General features: G+C 65.4%; 16 protein-coding genes. 9 read left to right on the top strand and 7 right to left on the bottom strand.

The window, feature by feature from the left end:
• Positions 1-26: 26 nt before the first annotated feature.
• The 3 genes from ACZ1A1_RS18675 to tnpA all read left to right on the top strand — a co-directional run bounded on the left by ACZ1A1_RS18675 (position 27) and on the right by tnpA (position 2,054).
• On the top strand, positions 27-527 hold the full coding sequence (locus ACZ1A1_RS18675) for a DUF2244 domain-containing protein (protein WP_318910468.1): 501 nt from the start codon (positions 27-29) through the stop codon (positions 525-527).
• A gap of 71 nt (positions 528-598) precedes the next feature.
• Positions 599-1,471: a methylated-DNA--[protein]-cysteine S-methyltransferase gene (locus ACZ1A1_RS18670; RefSeq protein WP_463621091.1), complete on the top strand. Its 873-nt coding sequence runs from the start codon at positions 599-601 to the stop codon at positions 1,469-1,471.
• Positions 1,472-1,619: 148 nt separating this feature from the next.
• Entirely contained in the window at positions 1,620-2,054 is a 435-nt protein-coding gene (gene tnpA, locus ACZ1A1_RS18665; RefSeq protein ID WP_463621089.1) for an IS200/IS605 family transposase, read from the top strand.
• Positions 2,055-2,144: 90 nt separating this feature from the next.
• On the opposite strand, the gene ACZ1A1_RS18660 is transcribed toward tnpA, so the two are convergent.
• The 6 genes from ACZ1A1_RS18660 to mepA form a co-directional block, all read right to left on the bottom strand.
• The gene (locus ACZ1A1_RS18660) at positions 2,145-2,780 is read right to left on the bottom strand and encodes a 2,3-bisphosphoglycerate-dependent phosphoglycerate mutase (protein ID WP_463621088.1); all 636 of its coding nucleotides are present in this window, start codon (positions 2,778-2,780) and stop codon (positions 2,145-2,147) included.
• Positions 2,781-2,804: 24 nt separating this feature from the next.
• Positions 2,805-3,623: a 4-hydroxy-tetrahydrodipicolinate reductase gene (dapB, locus tag ACZ1A1_RS18655; protein WP_463621087.1), complete on the bottom strand. Its 819-nt coding sequence runs from the start codon at positions 3,621-3,623 to the stop codon at positions 2,805-2,807.
• An 18-nt stretch (positions 3,624-3,641) separates the two neighbouring features.
• Positions 3,642-5,435, bottom strand: coding sequence for an ABC transporter ATP-binding protein (locus tag ACZ1A1_RS18650; protein ID WP_463621086.1), 1,794 nt, complete (start codon positions 5,433-5,435; stop codon positions 3,642-3,644).
• A 117-nt stretch (positions 5,436-5,552) separates the two neighbouring features.
• Entirely contained in the window at positions 5,553-6,578 is a 1,026-nt protein-coding gene (locus ACZ1A1_RS18645; RefSeq protein ID WP_463621085.1) for a glucokinase, read from the bottom strand.
• 61 nt (positions 6,579-6,639) lie between these two features.
• Positions 6,640-7,020, bottom strand: coding sequence for a methylglyoxal synthase (locus tag ACZ1A1_RS18640; protein ID WP_463621084.1), 381 nt, complete (start codon positions 7,018-7,020; stop codon positions 6,640-6,642).
• A gap of 213 nt (positions 7,021-7,233) precedes the next feature.
• The gene (gene mepA, locus ACZ1A1_RS18635) at positions 7,234-8,316 is read right to left on the bottom strand and encodes a penicillin-insensitive murein endopeptidase (RefSeq protein ID WP_463621083.1); all 1,083 of its coding nucleotides are present in this window, start codon (positions 8,314-8,316) and stop codon (positions 7,234-7,236) included.
• Between the two features lie 232 nt (positions 8,317-8,548).
• Here mepA and ACZ1A1_RS18630 point away from each other — a divergent pair, with 232 nt between their 5' ends.
• The 5 genes from ACZ1A1_RS18630 to ACZ1A1_RS18610 all read left to right on the top strand — a co-directional run bounded on the left by ACZ1A1_RS18630 (position 8,549) and on the right by ACZ1A1_RS18610 (position 15,323).
• Entirely contained in the window at positions 8,549-10,348 is a 1,800-nt protein-coding gene (locus ACZ1A1_RS18630; protein WP_463621132.1) for an extracellular solute-binding protein, read from the top strand.
• A 151-nt stretch (positions 10,349-10,499) separates the two neighbouring features.
• The gene (locus ACZ1A1_RS18625; protein ID WP_463621082.1) at positions 10,500-11,579 is read left to right on the top strand and encodes a microcin C ABC transporter permease YejB; all 1,080 of its coding nucleotides are present in this window, start codon (positions 10,500-10,502) and stop codon (positions 11,577-11,579) included.
• A complete protein-coding gene (locus tag ACZ1A1_RS18620; RefSeq protein WP_463621080.1) occupies positions 11,579-12,718 on the top strand; it encodes an ABC transporter permease in 1,140 nt (379 codons plus the stop codon). The genes ACZ1A1_RS18625 and ACZ1A1_RS18620 overlap by 1 nt, the downstream gene beginning before the upstream one ends.
• On the top strand, positions 12,715-14,349 hold the full coding sequence (locus tag ACZ1A1_RS18615; protein WP_463621079.1) for an ABC transporter ATP-binding protein: 1,635 nt from the start codon (positions 12,715-12,717) through the stop codon (positions 14,347-14,349). Before ACZ1A1_RS18620 ends, ACZ1A1_RS18615 begins: the two co-directional genes overlap by 4 nt.
• 14 nt (positions 14,350-14,363) lie before the next feature.
• Entirely contained in the window at positions 14,364-15,323 is a 960-nt protein-coding gene (locus ACZ1A1_RS18610; RefSeq protein ID WP_463621078.1) for a 2-hydroxyacid dehydrogenase, read from the top strand.
• Positions 15,324-15,551: 228 nt separating this feature from the next.
• Here ACZ1A1_RS18610 and ACZ1A1_RS18605 read toward each other — a convergent pair whose 3' ends face one another.
• Positions 15,552-15,728, bottom strand: a complete 177-nt coding sequence (locus ACZ1A1_RS18605; protein WP_463621077.1) for a hypothetical protein — start codon at positions 15,726-15,728, stop codon at positions 15,552-15,554.
• Between the two features lie 189 nt (positions 15,729-15,917).
• Between ACZ1A1_RS18605 and ybaK the strand changes: the two genes are divergently transcribed.
• Complete coding sequence (gene ybaK / locus ACZ1A1_RS18600; RefSeq protein ID WP_463621075.1) at positions 15,918-16,391, top strand: Cys-tRNA(Pro) deacylase; 474 nt, start codon at positions 15,918-15,920, stop codon at positions 16,389-16,391.
• Positions 16,392-16,430: the final 39 nt, after the last annotated feature.

The following is a 16,430-nucleotide window of genomic DNA, read 5'->3' as shown; positions in this document are numbered from 1 at the left end:
GCGCGGCTTGCTTATAATCAAGCGTCATGACCCAAGGCAACGCCGACATCACGATGAACGACCTGCCGGTCTTCTCCGCCGAGCTGCATCCCTATCGCTCGCTGGGGCGGAACGGGCATCGTATCTTCTTCCTCATCGCGGGCGCGCTCAGCGTCGCCCACATGGCCGTCTTCATGATCTCCGGCGCCTGGCCGGTGGTCATGTTCTTCGGGGCGGATTTCCTCATCCTCTTCGGCGCCTTCTGGCTGAACAACCGGGCGGCCAGGGCAAAAGAGATCGTCTCGCTCTCGCGCACCAGCATCTCGATCCGCAAGATCACGCCGTCCGGCAAGGAAACGGAATATGCCTTCAATCCGTTCTGGGCGCGCTTCCTCGTCTCGCGCAAGGCGAAGATCGGCATCACCGCCATGCATGTGCGCGGCAACGGCCGGGAGACCGACGTCGGCACCTTCCTGCCGCTCGACGACCGCGAGCGCTTCGCCTCCGCCTTTTCCGGCGCGCTGGCGCGTGTGAAGCGCGGTTACTAAGCTAAGTCCCGCAGGAAACGGGTGGCCGGCACGCCGGGGGCGTGCTTTTCTGGCGGCACAGGAGAAAAGCGATGAACATTGCCGCGACTTTGCAAACCGACATCACGCCCGAGGGCGGCGACTACACGACCGTCCGCCGTGTCATCGAGATGATCACCGAGGATTACCGGGAGCAGCCCGGGCTGGAGGACATTGCCGGCCGCCTCGGCCAGTCGCCGACGCAGTTGCAGAAGACCTTCACCCGCTGGGCCGGCCTCTCGCCGAAGGCCTTCCTGCAGGCCGTGACGCTCGATCACGCCAAGCGCCTGCTGCGGCAGGAGGAACTGCCGCTGCTCGAAACCAGCTTCGAGGTCGGCCTTTCCGGTCCCGGCCGGCTGCACGACCTCTTCGTCACGCACGAGGCCATGTCGCCCGGCGAGTGGAAGGCGCGCGGGGCAGGGCTCACCATCCGCTATGGCCTCCATCCCTCGCCCTTCGGCGGGGCGCTGGTCATGATCACTGACCGGGGCCTTGCCGGCCTTGCCTTCACCGACGAGGCCGGCGGCATGGATGCCTTCGAGGACATGTCCTCGCGCTGGCCGAACGCGCATTATGTCGAGGACCGGGAAGCGACGGCCGCCTATGCCGAGCGCATCTTCGACCCGAAGCGCTGGGATCCCAAGGCACCGCTGCGCGTGGTGCTGATCGGCTCGGATTTCCAGGTCCGCGTCTGGCAGGCGCTGCTGCGCATCCCCATGGGCTGCGCCGTCACCTATTCCTCCATCGCCGAGGGGCTGGGCCAGCCGACCGCCTCGCGCGCCGTCGGCGCCGCCGTCGGCCGCAACCCCATCTCCTTCGTGGTGCCCTGCCACCGCGCGCTCGGCAAGAGCGGCGCGCTGACCGGCTACCACTGGGGCCTGACGCGCAAGCGCGCCATGCTGGGCTGGGAATCGGGCAAGGCCTGAAATGCAAAAGGCCGGCGAATGCCGGCCTTTTTCTTATGGAGTAAATAAACCTCCACCTTTGGTGGAGGACTGGACGAGTTCTACATTGTAGTTGAGAGACCTCCGCGCTTGGACCGCTAGATTGGCCGAGACATAGACCGGAGGTTTTATGGACGAACGCTTGCAATCACACGCGACGTGGGACTGCAAATATCATGTGGCCTTCGCGAGTAAGTACAGAACGAAGCGCCTTTACGGGGACGTAAGGCGTGAGTTGGGTGATCTGCTACATAATCTTGCTCGACAAAAGGGATGCGAGATCAGGGAAGGGCACTTGATGCCCGACCATGTGCACATGCTGATATCGATCCCGCCGAAATACTCGGTGTCCTCGATTGTCGGCTTTTTGAAAGGCAAGACGGCCCTTTATGTGGCCAACAAATATGCCCGCAAGCGGCGTCACAAAGGCTATCACTTTTGGGCGCGTGGGTACTTCGTCTCTACGGCTGGCTATGATGAGCAGGTCGTCAGACGTTATATCCGTAATCAGGAAAAGGCCGACAAAGCTTCCGACTTTGCCGACCTGTTTAACCGTAGCGACTAACCTATAGCAAAACCGCTTCTAGCGGTTCAAGCGCAGCGTTTCAAACCTCCACCTCTGGTGGAGGTCATGATTTATGGGAAGGGCTAGCGCTCAATGCGCGCCCGACATGTCCCCGAGCACGTCCTTCGACTTCACCGTCGAATCGGCGTTGAGCGTGTAGACCATCGGCACGCCGGTCGCCAGGTTGAGCTTCAGGATTTCTTCCTTCGTCAGCTTGTCGAGCACCATGACCAGCGAGCGCAGCGAGTTGCCGTGGGCGGCGACCAGCACCTTTTCGCCGCGCAGCACGCGGGGCAGGATCTCCGTGAGATAATACGGCCAGACGCGCGCGCCGGTGTCGCGCAGGCTTTCGCCGCCCGGCGGCGGCACGTCGTAGGAGCGGCGCCAGATATGGACCTGTTCCTCGCCCCACTTGGCGCGGGCATCGTCCTTGTTGAGGCCGGAAAGGTCGCCGTAGTCGCGCTCGTTGAGCGCCTGGTCGCGGATCGTCTCGAGACCCTGCTGGCCGATCTCGTCGAGGATGATCTTCAGCGTCTTCTGGGCGCGGGAAAGGTCTGAGGTGAAGGCGATGTCGAACTTGATGCCCGTGTCGGCGAGCGCCTTGCCGCCGGTCCTGGCCTCCTCGACGCCGAGTTCGGTGAGGTCGGGGTCGCGCCAGCCGGTGAAGAGGTTTTTCAGGTTCCATTCGCTCTGGCCGTGGCGAACGAGGACGAGGGTTCCGCTCATATGGTCTGTCTCCTGAGGCTGACTTTAATTGAGCCCGAGCACGTCGAGCATGGAATAGAGGCCGGGCTTCCTGTCGCGCGCCCAGAGCGCCGCCTTGACGGCGCCGCGGGCGAAGATCGAGCGGTCCGTCGCGCTGTGCGACAGCGTCACCGTCTCGCCTTCGCCGGCCAGCAGCACGGAATGTTCGCCGATGACCGAGCCGCCGCGCAGCGTGGCAAAGCCGATCGTGCCGACGGGCCGCGGGCCGGTATGGCCGTCGCGCACGCGCACGGAATTCTCCGCCAGCGAAATGCCGCGGCCCTTCGCGGCGGCGTTGCCGAGCAGCAGCGCGGTGCCGGAGGGAGCGTCGACCTTGTGCTTGTGGTGCATTTCCAGCACCTCGATGTCCCAGTCGTCGGGGCCGAGCGCGCGGGCGGCCGTCTCGGTCAGAACGCCGAGCAGGTTGACGCCGAGGCTCATATTGCCGGACTTCACGACGCGGGCATGGCGGGCGGCGGCCTTGATCTTCTCGTCGTCGGCGGCCGAGCAGCCGGTGGTGCCGACGACATGCACGATGCGCGCCTGCGCGGCGAGGCCCGCGAATTCGACGGTGGCGGCGGGGGCGGTGAAGTCGAGCACGCCCTCGGCCGCCACGAAGGCCTCCAGCGGCTTGTCGGTGACGGGAACGCCGATCGGGCCAAGGCCGGCAAGCTCCCCCGCATCACGGCCGACGAAGGGCGAGCCCTCGCGCTCGACGGCGGCGAAGACCTCCGCGCCCTTAATGGCGTGGATGGTGCGGATCAGCGTCTGGCCCATGCGGCCCGCGGCGCCGACGACGACCAGCTTCATTGGGTTGCCGCTCATGTCTTTCGTCCTTGCTGTCTATTTGCCCGTGAGGCCGGCGGGCGCCTGGAGATTGTTGAGGCGAGCGTAGAGACCGTTCTCGCGCGCCGCAAGGTCCTCGTGCGTGCCTTCCTCGATGACCATGCCGTCCTGCATGGCGATGATCTTGTCGGCGCGCACCACCGTCGAGAGACGATGCGCGATGACGACCACGGTGCGCCCGCTCATCGCCTCGTCCAGCGCCTTCTGCACGGCCTGTTCCGACTCGGTGTCGAGCGCGGAGGTCGCCTCGTCGAGTAGGAGGATCGGCGCGTTGCGCACCAGCGCGCGGGCGATGGAAAGCCGCTGGCGCTGGCCGCCGGACAGCGTCACGCCGTTCTCGCCGACGGGCGTGTCGTAGCCGAGCGGCTGGGCGAGGATGAAGTCATGCGCATAGGCATGCCGCGCGGCTTCCTCGATCTCGGCATCCGTCGCGTCCGGGCGGCCGTAGCGGATGTTGTCGCGAATCGTGCCTTCGAAGAGATAGGGCTGCTGGGAGACATAGGCGATGGCATTGCGCAGCGACTGCTTGGTCACATGCGCGATGTCCTGCCCGTCGATCAGGATCTCGCCGTCCGCCGGATCGTAGAAGCGCGGAATGAGGCTGATGATGGTGGACTTGCCCGCCCCGGAGGGGCCGACGAGCGCCGTCGTCCTGCCGCCCTCGGCGGTGAAGCTGACGCCCTTGAGGATCGTCTCGCTCTCGGAATAGCCGAAACGCACGTCGCGGAAGGTGATGGCCGCATCGGTGATCGCGAGCGGCCGGGCATCGGCGCGGTCGGCCTGGCGCGGCTTCAGGTCGAGGATCTCGTAGATCATGCGGGCATTGACCGCCGCGCGCTCCAGCGAGACCTGCAGGCGGGCGAGGCGCTTGGCGGGGTCGTAGGCCATCAGCAGCGCCGTCACGAAGGAGAAGAACGCGCCCGGCATGATGCCGCCGTAGATCGAGCGGAAGGCGGCATAGGCAAGGACGCCCGCGATGGTGAAGCCGGCGAAGGACTCGGACATCGGCGCGGTGCGCTCGGTAAGCCGCGCGATGCGGTTCGACCGGTTCTCCGCCCGCTCGATGATGCTGTCGACCTTCTCCTTGAGCTGGTTTTCCATCGTGAAGGCCTTCACGATGGTGATGCCCTGCACCGTCTCCTGCATCGCGCCGAGCACATGGCTGTTCAGCTCGACCGATTCGCGCGTGGCGGCGCGCAGCCGCTTCGAGACATAGCGCAGACCGAGAAGAAGCGGCGGAGCGACGGCGAAGACGATGAGCGTCAGCAGCCAGTCCTTCGAGAGCATGACGCCGATGAGGGCAAGCAGCGTGAGGAGGTCGCGCGCGAGCGACGTCACCGTCATGTTGAGGACGTCGCGGATGCCGGAGATGTTCTGGTTGATCTTGGCGGCGAGATAGGCCGAGCGCGACTCGTTGAAATAGCTGACGCTGAGCGCCATCAGGTGGGAGAACAGCCGGCGCTGGTAGCGGGCAACGATGTTGTTGCCGATCTTCGACAGGATGACGGCCTGGAAATAGGTCGCGAAGCCGCGCAGCACGAAGGCGGCGAAGATCGAGCCGCAGATGATGAGGACGAGGTCGGCGCGCTTGTTGGCGAAGGCCTCGTTGACGACCGATTCCATGATCCAGGCGGCGTAGGCGGTGGTGCCGGCGATGATGGCGAGGCACAGGATCGCCAGAAGATAGCCGCGAATATATTCGCGGCCGTTTTCGGCGATGACGCGCTTGAGCACGCTGGCGATGGTATCGGAGCTGACGGATGGGTGCTCGGTTCGACTCTTATCGGCCAATAAACTGACTTTCCTGCACGGTCTCGACGGCGGCCGGTAAACCGGCCCGTGGCCGCTCTATAGGGCGTCGGTCCGCTTTTGGCGAGTCCGCGGCGCGGCGCGGGCCCGCCGGAGCGCTCAGCTTTTCCAGCGGCGTCCCTCCGTTGCAACACCGAAGCGGTCCGGCATGCGGGCGAAGGCGGCAAGGCCGGCAAGGGCGGCGACCGGGTGGGTGACCACATAGGTGGGGATCGAGCCGAGAAGCGCGCTATGCGGCGCCTTGTCCTCGAAGGCGGCGCGGAATTCCGGCCCGCGCAGCGCCGGCAGGATCTTCTGCGAGATGCCGCCGGCCAGGAAAACGCCGCCCTTGGCCATGAAGATCATCGCCATGTCGCCGGCGACGCGCCCGAGATAGGTGGAGAACAGCGAGACGGTCTCGATCGCCGCGCGGTCCTCCAGGGCGAGCGCCTTCGCCGTGACGTCGGCGGGGGTGGCGAGCGGTGCATCGACGCCGTCGGCGGCCGAAATCGCCTGGTAGATGTTCATGATGCCGCGCCCGCACAGGAGCTGCTCGGCGGAGATGCGGCCCTCGATGGGTTCGAGGAAAGGCCAGATCCGGTAGTCGCGCTCGCTGCGCGGGCCGACATCGACATGGCCGCCTTCGCCCGGAACCGGAATCCAGCTATGGCGGGCATGGACGAGGCCGGCGACGCCGAGCCCGGTGCCGGGGCCGAGCACGGCGCGCGAGGCCGAATGCCGCTCCACGCCGGGGCCGATCTTCTCGCGGTCCTCGTCGCCGAGCGAGGCGACGGCGAGCGCCTGCGCCTCGAAATCGTTGACCAGCAGCACGTCCTCGAAGCCGAGATTGGCGATCATGTCGCGCGGGCGCACCACCCAGGGGCAATTGGTCAGCGGCACCTCGTCGCCCTCGATGGGCCCGGCGAGCGCCAGGATCGCCGAGCGCGGCTGCACCGAGGTCGTGTCGAGGATGCAGCGCTGCAGCGCGTCGTCGATATTGGCGAAGTCGGCGGTCTGGACGATGGGGAACGGCTTCGGCTCGGCGAAGGCGTCGACCAGCAGCGCGAAGCGCGCATTGGTGCCGCCGATATCGCCGATCAGGATGGGGAAGGGGAAGTTCGCGTCGTTGTCGCCCGGCCGTGCCATCAAGCTGTCCCGTTCGTTGTGGTGGATGGTCCGCTTTCGCTATCTGCGGCGAAGGTTGCCGTCAACCGGCGGCAAAGTCGAGAAGCTGCTCGGCGGTCGCCCGGTTCAGCGCCATCGGAATGTCGTAGACGATCGCAAGCCGCATCAGCGCCTTCACGTCGACATCGTGCGGCATGGGCGTCAGCGGATCGACGAAGAAGATCAGCACGTCCACTTCGCCGGTGGCGATCAGCGCGCCGATCTGCTGGTCGCCGCCGAGCGGGCCGCTTTTCAGCCGGGTCACGTCGAGGCCGGGACAGGCGTCCAGCACCCGGCCGCCGGTCGTGCCGGTCGCGAAGATCCGTGCCTGCGCAAGAACCTTCTCGTTCTTCAGCGCGAAGGCCGCCATGTTGTCCTTCTTCTCGTCATGCGCGATGAGCGCGATGCATTTCCGGCGCGACATGGGCGTTCCCCAGCGACTTTAAATCGATTTGAACGCCTTATACAAAAGCGGCGGGGTGTTGAAAAGCCCCGAAGACCCCTCTGCCTGCCGGCATCTCCCCCACAAGGGGGGAGAAAGCAGGAGGCTTGCTCACCGTTCGATAATGAATGCCAACGGAGCGGCACGTTAAGCCCCTCCCCCTTGTGGGGAGGGGGTTGGGGAGGGGCCTTTGACCTACTGGAACGGTCGCGGAATGGGGATAGGCACGATCGCCGGCAGCGCCGTATCGGAGGCGATCACCGATTCGATGGTCGCGCCAGCATCGCCCCCGGCGCTTGCGGAGAAGGCGAGCGCGGTCGAGGCGCTGCCATTGCCGTGATAGGTCACGTCCTGCTCGGAGGACGGCGAGGCGCTCGCGAGCACCGTGCCGCAGGCTTTCGGCAGGTCCGACATCTTCACGTACCAAGGCTTGACCGGCTTGGCGTCCTTTTTCGGCTTGGGCTTTTCCCAAGGCTCCTTGGTGAACCACCAGGCGAGCGATTGATCGCAGCCGTCGCCGGCCGGAACGCGCGCCTGCGGCTTGCAGCCGGGCGCGCCCTCCGGGCACTTGATGCGGATGTGGAAGTGCTCGTCGTGGCCGTAGATCGGCCGCACCTTGCCGAGCAGCGAGCGGTCGCCCTGCCAGGTCTCGCAGAGCTTCTTCTTGATCGCCGGGTTGACGAAGACGCGCTCGACCTGGGGATAGCTCGCCGCCTTCATGACGAGGCGGGCATGGGTGGAGGTCCAGCGGCGCGAATCGACCGTCAGGAACTTGCTCTTGTCGAGCATGGAGGTGAAGGGCAGCTTCTCGCGTTCCTCGGCGGACAGGCGATGGTCCGGCATGGGCGTAAACCAGATATCGGCATCGAGGCCGACCTGATGCGAGGCATGGCCCGACAGCATCGGCCCGCCACGCGGCTGCGAGATGTCGCCGAGCAGCAGCCCCGGCCAGCCGAGCTGCCTTGCATCCTGCGAGAACTGCTCCAGCAGCGCGATCATGTTCGGATGGCCCCAACGCCGGTTGCGCGACAGGCGCATCGCCTGCCAGGCCGGGCCGTCCGTCGGGATCGCCACTGCGCCGGCAATGCAGCCCTTCGCATAGGACCCGTAGGGGCTCGTCGCCATCATCGCCGGCAGGCGCTTGGCGCCGAACAGCTCCTTGGCCGGCCGCTCCTCGGCCGCAAGCGGCGAGGCGAGCGCGGTCAGCGCAAGGCCGGAGGCGATGAGGCCAGAAAGCAGGCGAGTGGTCAGGCGGGAAAGCAGGAAATGGGCTGGCATCGTCCGGTCTCGAAAGTCGCAATGGTTGCGAAAGGTTAAACGGGCATCCTTTCACAGAAGTGAATCGTCGCGACCAATAGGCTCGGCAAAAACCGCCGCTTTGATGGCGGGCCTGTCATTTGCCCGGATTTTGCCTATTCTCTCCCGCATGCTTCGGCAAAGGATACGAAAGGGAATTGGCATGCATGCAGCCTTCGGGAGAAACGTGTTCATGGTCGTCCTGGCCCTGTCGATGGGGACTGCGACCGGCGCCGGAGCACAGGAGACCAGGGAGCCGGTCTGGCACAGCGGCCTTTCCACCATCGGCGAACTGAAGCACCCGAACGGCTTTGCCCATTTCGACTATGTCGATCCCGACGCGCCGAAGGGCGGCGAGCTGAAGCTCTCCGAAACCGGCACCTACGACACGTTCAACCCCATCCTCTCCAAGGGCGAGGCGGCGTCGGGCGTTTCCTCCCTCGTCTTCGACACGCTGCTGAAATCCGCCGAGGACGAGATCACCACCGCCTATGGCCTGCTGGCCGAGGGCGTGTCCTTCCCGGACGATATCTCCTCCGCCACCTTCCGCCTTAGGACCGAAGCCAAATGGGCGGACGGCCAGCCGGTGACGCCGGAGGACGTGATCTTCTCCTTCGAGAAGTCGAAGGAGCACAATCCGCTGCTCGCCAATTACTACAAGCATGTCGTCTCGGCGGAGAAGACCGGCGAGCGCGACGTCACCTTCCGCTTCGACGAGAAGAACAACCGCGAGCTTCCCAACATCCTCGGCCAGTTCCAGATCGTGCCGAAGCACTGGTGGGAGGGCACGGACGCCAAGGGCAACAAGCGCGACATAAGCCGCACGACGCTGGAGCCGGTCATGGGCTCCGGCCCCTACAGGATCGCCTCGTTCCAGGCAGGCGGATCCATCCGCTTCGAGCGGCGCGACGACTATTGGGGCAAGGACCTCAACGTGAATGTCGGCCAGAACAATTTCGGCGCGATCACCTATACGTTCTTCGGCGACAAGAACGTGGAATTCGAGGCCTTCCGCGCCGCCAATGTCGATTTCTACCGCGACAACTCGTCCAGCCACTGGGTGACGGCCTATGACTTCCCGGCCGCCAAGGACGGCCGTATCGTGCGCGAGGAGATCGAGAACCCGCTGCGTGCCACCGGCATCATGCAGGCCTTCGTGCCGAACATGCGCCGGGAGAAGTTCAGGGACCAGCGGGTGCGCGAGGCGCTGAACTACGCCTACGACTTCGAAAGCCTCAATCGCAACCTCTCCTTTGGCCGGCTCAACCGTATCGACAGCTATTTCTGGGGCACCGAGCTTGCCTCCTCCGGCCTGCCGGAGGGCCGCGAGAAGGAAATCCTGGAGGAGCTGAAGGACAAGGTTCCGCCCGAAGTCTTCACCACGCCCTACACCAATCCCGTCGCGGGCGACCCGAAGAAGGCACGCGAGAACCTGCGCACGGCGCTGACGCTCTTCAAGGACGCGGGCTACGAGCTGAAGAACCGCAAGCTGGTGAACGTGAAGACCGGCGAGCCCTTCGGCATCGAGATCCTGCTCTCCAATCCCTCGCAGGAGCGCACGGTCCTGCCCTATGTGAAGAGCCTCACCGACATCGGCGTCGACGCGCGCATCCGCACGGTCGACAGCTCGCAATACACCAACCGCGTCCGCAGCTTCGACTACGACATGCTCTACGGCATCTGGGCGCAGACGTTGGTGCCGGGCAACGAGCAGGTCGACTACTGGGGCTCCTCCTCGGTCGACCAGCAGGGCTCGCGCAACTATGCCGGCATCGCAGATCCCGCCATCGACGAACTGATCCGCCGGATCATCTTCGCGCCGGACCGCGCCGAGCTCGTCGCCACCGTCAAGGCGATGGACCGCGTGCTGCTCGCCCATCACTATCTCGTGCCGATGTTCTATTCCAGGTCGGTGCAGGTCGCCTACTGGAACCATCTCGCCCGGCCGAAGGATCTGCCCTATTACGGCCTCGGCTTCCCGGACGTCTGGTGGTCGAAGAACGCAGCCAAGTGAGACGGGGCAAATAAGCCGGGGCTTGCACACGCGGTCCGGCTGGGCTCCATATAGCGATGACGAATCACCGGCCGCGCGGCGGCGGAAGAACGGAAGGATCGGGCTTGGACGGCTGGACATCGACGCGGCGCAATCGGGCGGGTGATCGCTGATGGGCGCCTATATCCTGCGCCGCATCCTGCTGATGATCCCGACGATCTTCGGCATCATGGCGATCTCGTTCGCGATCGTGCAGTTCGCGCCCGGCGGTCCGGTCGAGCAGGTCATCGCGGACCTGACGAGCCAGAGCGGCGGCGATCGCCTCTCCGGCGGGGGCGGCGACATGTTGCAGCAGGTCGGGCAGGACAGCGCCTATCGCGGCGCGCGCGGCCTCGATCCGGAATTCATCGCCAAGCTGGAAAAGCAGTTCGGCTTCGACAAGCCGCCGCTCGAGCGCTTCTTCACGATGATGTGGGACTACATGCGCTTCGACTTCGGCGAGAGCTTCTTCCGCAACGTCTCCGTCGTCGACCTCATCGCGCAGAAGATGCCGGTCTCCATCTCGCTCGGCGTGTGGATCCTCATCTTCTCCTACGCCATCTCCATCCCGCTCGGCATCCACAAGGCGGTGAAGGACGGCTCAGCCTTCGACGTCTGGACCTCCGGCATCATCATCATCGGCTATGCGGTGCCGAGCTTCCTCTTCGGCATTCTGCTCATCGTCGTCTTTGCCGGCGGCTCGTTCCTCGACTGGTTCCCGCTGCGCGGCATCGTCTCGGACAATTTCGACAGCCTCGCCTGGTGGCAGAAGCCGCTCGACTACATGTGGCACATGACGCTGCCGCTGATCACGCTGCTGCTTTCCGCCTTCGCCACGACGACGCTCCTGACGAAGAACTCCTTCATCGACGAGATCAAGAAGCAATATGTCACGACGGCACGCGCCAAGGGCCTGACCGAGGGCCAGGTGCTCTACGGCCACGTCTTCCGCAATGCCATGCTGATCATCATCGCCGGCTTTCCCGGCGCCTTTATCTCGGCCTTCTTCACGGGCTCGCTGCTGATCGAATACATCTTCTCGCTCGATGGCCTCGGCCGCCTCGGCTACGATTCCATCGTCCGGCGCGACTATCCCATCGTCTTCGCCACGCTCTTCATCTTCTCGCTGATGGGCCTCGTCGTCTCCCTCGTCTCCGACCTCATCTATACCTGGGTCGATCCGCGCATCGATTTCGAGCGGAGGGACGTCTGATGACCGCCATTACCGATACGACCCCCATCGCCCCGCCGAGGAAGGGCCTGCTCTCGCCGACCAACAAGAGGCGCTGGGAGAACTTCAAGGCGAACCGGCGCGGCTACTGGTCGCTCTGGATCTTCCTCGTCATCTTCGTGCTCAGCCTTTTTGCCGAATGCATCGTCAACGACCGGCCGATCCTCGCCTCCTACAAGGGCGAGCTGCTCTTCCCCGTCGTGATCGACTATCCGGAGGAAAAGTTCGGCGGCTTCCTCGCCGAGACCGACTACCGCTCCGATTTCATCACCGAGGAGATCGAGGCGAACGGCTGGATGGTCTGGCCGCCGATCCGCTATTCCTACAGCTCGACCAATTCCAACATCCCGCATTCCGCGCCGACCAAGCCCTTCTGGCTGATGTCGAAGGAGGAGCGCTGCTCCGGCTATCCGGACGGCGCGGCGGACGTGAACTGCAACTGGCACAATCTCAACTGGCTCGGCACGGACGACCAGGCGCGCGACGTGCTCGCCCGCGTCATCTACGGCTTCCGCATCTCGGTGCTCTTCGGCCTCGCGCTGACGATCTGCTCGGCCGTGGTCGGCGTGACGGCGGGCGCGATCCAGGGCTATTTCGGCGGCTGGACCGACCTCCTGATGCAGCGCTTCATCGAGATCTGGTCCTCGATGCCGGTGCTCTACATCCTGCTCATCATCGCCGCCATCCTGCCGCCCGGCTTCTGGATCCTGCTCGGCATCATGCTGCTCTTCTCCTGGGTCGGCTTCGTCGGCGTGGTGCGCGCCGAGTTCCTGCGCGCCCGCAACTTCGAATATGTCCGGGCGGCCCGGGCGCTCGGCGTCGGCAATGCGACGATCATGGCGCGGCACCTCCTGCCGAACGCGATGGTCGCGACGCTCACCTTCCTGCCCTTCATCCTCTCCGGCTCGATCACCACGCTCACCTCGCTCGACTTCCTGGGCTTCGGCATGCCGCCGGGCTCGCCCTCGCTCGGCGAACTGATCGCGCAGGGCAAGGAGAACCTTCAGGCGCCGTGGCTCGGCCTCACCGCCTTCGTCGTCATGTCCGTCATGCTGTCGCTGCTGATCTTCGTCGGCGAAGCGACGCGCGACGCCTTCGATCCGAGGAAGACCTTCCGGTGAGCGCTCCCGAAACCATCCTTTCCGTCCGCGACCTGTCGGTGGCCTTCCACCAGGGCGGCAATACCTCACTCGCCGTCGACCGCGTCTCCTTCGAGATCCACCGCGGCGAGGTCGTCGCCCTCGTCGGCGAATCGGGCTCCGGCAAGTCGGTGACGGCGAACTCGGTCCTGAGGCTGCTGCCCTATCCCGCCGCGAGCCATCCGTCGGGTGAGATCGTCTTCAAGGGCAAGGACCTCCTGAAAGCGTCGGACGCGGCGTTGCGCGCGGTGCGCGGCAACGACATCACCATGATCTTCCAGGAGCCGATGACCTCGCTCAATCCGCTGCATTCCATCGAGCGGCAGATCGGCGAGATCCTGAAGCTGCACCAGGATATCGAAGGCCCCGCCGCGCGCGCGAAAATCCTCGAACTCCTCAACCAGGTCGGCATCCGCGAGCCGGAAAAGCGCCTCGCCGCCTATCCGCACGAGCTTTCCGGCGGCCAGCGCCAGCGCGTGATGATCGCCATGGCACTCGCCAACCGCCCCGAGCTGTTGATCGCCGACGAGCCGACCACCGCGCTCGACGTCACCGTGCAGGCGCAGATCCTCGAGCTCCTGAAGAACCTCAAGGAAGAGCACGGTATGTCCATGCTCTTCATCACCCACGACCTCGGCATCGTGCGCAAATTCGCCGACCGGGTCTGCGTGATGACCAAGGGCAGGATCGTCGAGACCGGTCCGGTCGAGGAGATCTTCTCCAACCCGCAGCACGCCTATACCCGCCACCTCCTCGCCTCCGAGCCTCGCGGCGAGCCGCGCCCGGCCGACGACAGCCAGCCCATTGTGGTGGAGGCGGAGGACGTAAAAGTCTGGTTCCCGATCAAGGCCGGCTTCATGCGCCGCGTCGTCGATCATGTGAAGGCCGTCGATGGCATCGACCTTAAGCTGCGCGCCGGCCACACGCTCGGCGTCGTCGGCGAATCCGGCTCCGGCAAGACGACGCTCGGCCTCGCGCTGACGCGGCTCATCTCGTCCAAGGGCCGCATCGCCTTCGTCGGGCAGGACATTGCCGGCCACTCCTTCGCCGAGATGCGGCCGCTGCGCCGGCGCATGCAGATCGTCTTCCAGGACCCCTATGGCTCGCTCTCGCCGCGCATGTCGGTCGCCGACATCGTCGCGGAGGGCCTGAAGATCCACGAACCCTCGCTTTCCGAGGCCGATCGCGACCGTCGCGTCGCCGCCGCGCTGGAAGAAACCGGCCTCGATCCTTCGACGCGCTGGCGCTACCCGCACGAATTTTCCGGCGGCCAGCGCCAGCGCATCGCGATCGCCCGCGCCATGGTGCTGAAACCCGAATTCGTCATGCTGGACGAGCCGACCTCCGCGCTCGACATGAGCGTGCAGGCACAGGTGGTCGAGCTCCTGCGCGATCTTCAGGCGAAGCACAATCTCGCCTATCTCTTCATCAGCCACGACCTCAAGGTCGTGCGCGCGCTCGCCAACGACATCATCGTCATGCGCAGCGGGCGCGTGGTGGAGAAGGGCAGGGCGAAGGACATCATCGAGCGGCCGGGCGAGGCCTATACCAGGGCCCTCATGGCCGCGGCCTTCAACCTCGAAGCCGTCCGCAGCGAGACGATAAGCCAGTAGCAGCAGGAAGCAGCATGTCGACGAAAAGCCCGGTCATCATCGATCTGAAATTCGACCAGGAAGAGGTCGCCGCCGCGCTCAAGGGCGCGTTTCCCGGGCGCGAGGTCATCAACCTGCTGCATCCGGCAAACCGCAACCGCGACCTTTCCGGCATCGACTACGCCGTGGTCTGGCGGCCAAGCGCCGATCTCTTCTCCCGTGCCAAGGACCTCAAGGTCGTCTTCTCCGGCGGCGCCGGCGTCGATCACGTCCTGACGCTGCCCGGCCTGCCGGACGTGCCGCTCGTCCGCTTCGTCGACGACACGCTGACGACCCGCATGAGCGAATGGATCGTCATGCAATGCCTCATGCACCTGCGCCAGCACCAGGCCTACGAGGCGCTGCGGCAAAAGCGCATCTGGCGCGAGCTTCCCCAGCCCGAGGCGAAGGACATCACCGTCGGCATCATGGGCTTCGGCGTGCTCGGGCAGGATTCGGCACAAAAGCTGAGGGCGCTCGGCTTCAACGTCATCGGCTGGTCGAAGAGCGGCCGCAAGGCCGAGGGCTTCGAGACCTATGACGAAAAGGGCCTCGACGCCTTCCTCGGCAGGACCGATTTCCTCGTCGGCCTGCTGCCGCTGACGCCGGATACGCGCGATATCTACAATACCGGCCTCTTCACCCGCCTCAGCCGCAAGGGCCCGTTCGGCGCCCCGGTCTTCATCAATGGCGGCCGCGGCGGCAGCCAGGTCGAGGCCGACATCGTCGCCTCCGTCAACGACGGCACACTGCACGGTGCCTCGCTCGACGTCTTCCAGCAGGAGCCGCTGCCGCTCGAAAGCCCCTTCTGGTCGATGGACAAGGTCTTCATGACCCCCCACGCCGCCGCCGCCTCCGACGTCGCCGCCCTCTTCCGCCACGTCGCCCACCAGATCGGCCGGCTGGAAAGCGGCAAGCCGCTGGAACATCTGGTGGATCGCAGCGCCGGCTATTGAGCGTGCCGTGCCGCTCCCCGGGTCGAGCCCCGGGGATGACGGAGGGGAGGGCATGTTTCCGCTTCCCTTGAACGCTGCGGCATGCGGGCCGGCTGGTAGGTGCGCCAACTTCCCTTCTGTCGTCATCCTCGGGCTCGACCCGAGGGTCCACGCATCCGCACCGCCGGACAACGAAAGACCCGGATGCAGGGAACATCCGGGCCTTCGGGGAGGTCAGTGAGGGGCCGTTTAGCGGCAGACCCTGATCTTCTTGACGATCACATTGCCGTAGTAGTCGTAGGTCTTCACCTTCTTGACGAAGCAATAGGGCTCGTAGCCGTAGCTGTAGTAGCCGGCCTGCGAGGGAGCGGCGAAGGAGATGGCGGCGACGAGGGCGATGGTGGCGGAAACGATGATCTTGCGCATGGGTCTCTCTCCTGATCGGTGGGGATGAGCCTCTCTCATCCGGTGATCAGAAGGTCTCACATCCCTCCGCCGCCCGCTGTTCCCGCGGGAACAGGCGCGCTGTCGCTCACCGGCGCCCCGACCGCATTGACATGCCGGCCCCTCTCCTGCACCCATGCGGACCGATCGATTTCTCATTGATGGCCCGCCATGTCCAAGACCACCCGCGCCACCCAGGCCCTCGCCAAGGCCGGCGTTTCCTTCACCGTCCACACCTACGACTACGACCCGACCGCCGACCGTGTCGGCATCCAGGCCGCCGAGGCGCTGGGGGAGGATCCGGCGCGTGTCCTCAAGACGCTGATGGCGGAGGTGGACGGCAAGCCGGTCTGCGTCATCGTGCCGTCGGACCGCGAGGTCAGCATGAAGAAGCTGGCGAGCGCCTTCAAGGGCAAGTCCGCCAACATGATGAAGCCGGCCGATGCCGAGCGGCTGACCGGCTTCGTCGTCGGCGGCATCAGCCCCTTCGGCCAGAAGAAGCAGGTGCCGACCGCCATCGAGGCGGAGGCGCTGGCGCATGAGGCGGTCTACATGAACGGCGGCCAGCGCGGCCTCCAGGTACGCCTTGACCCGCGCGACGTGGTGGCGGCGCTGAAGGCGATTGCCGCGCCCGTCATCGCCTGACCTTCTCTTTGCCGCTTGGGCGCACTACGTTTCCCGCAT

Source organism: Shinella sp. R2-11, from assembly GCF_055330205.1.
The sequence above is the reverse complement of the archived record's forward strand: the minus strand, read 5'-3'. Positions and strand labels throughout refer to the sequence as shown.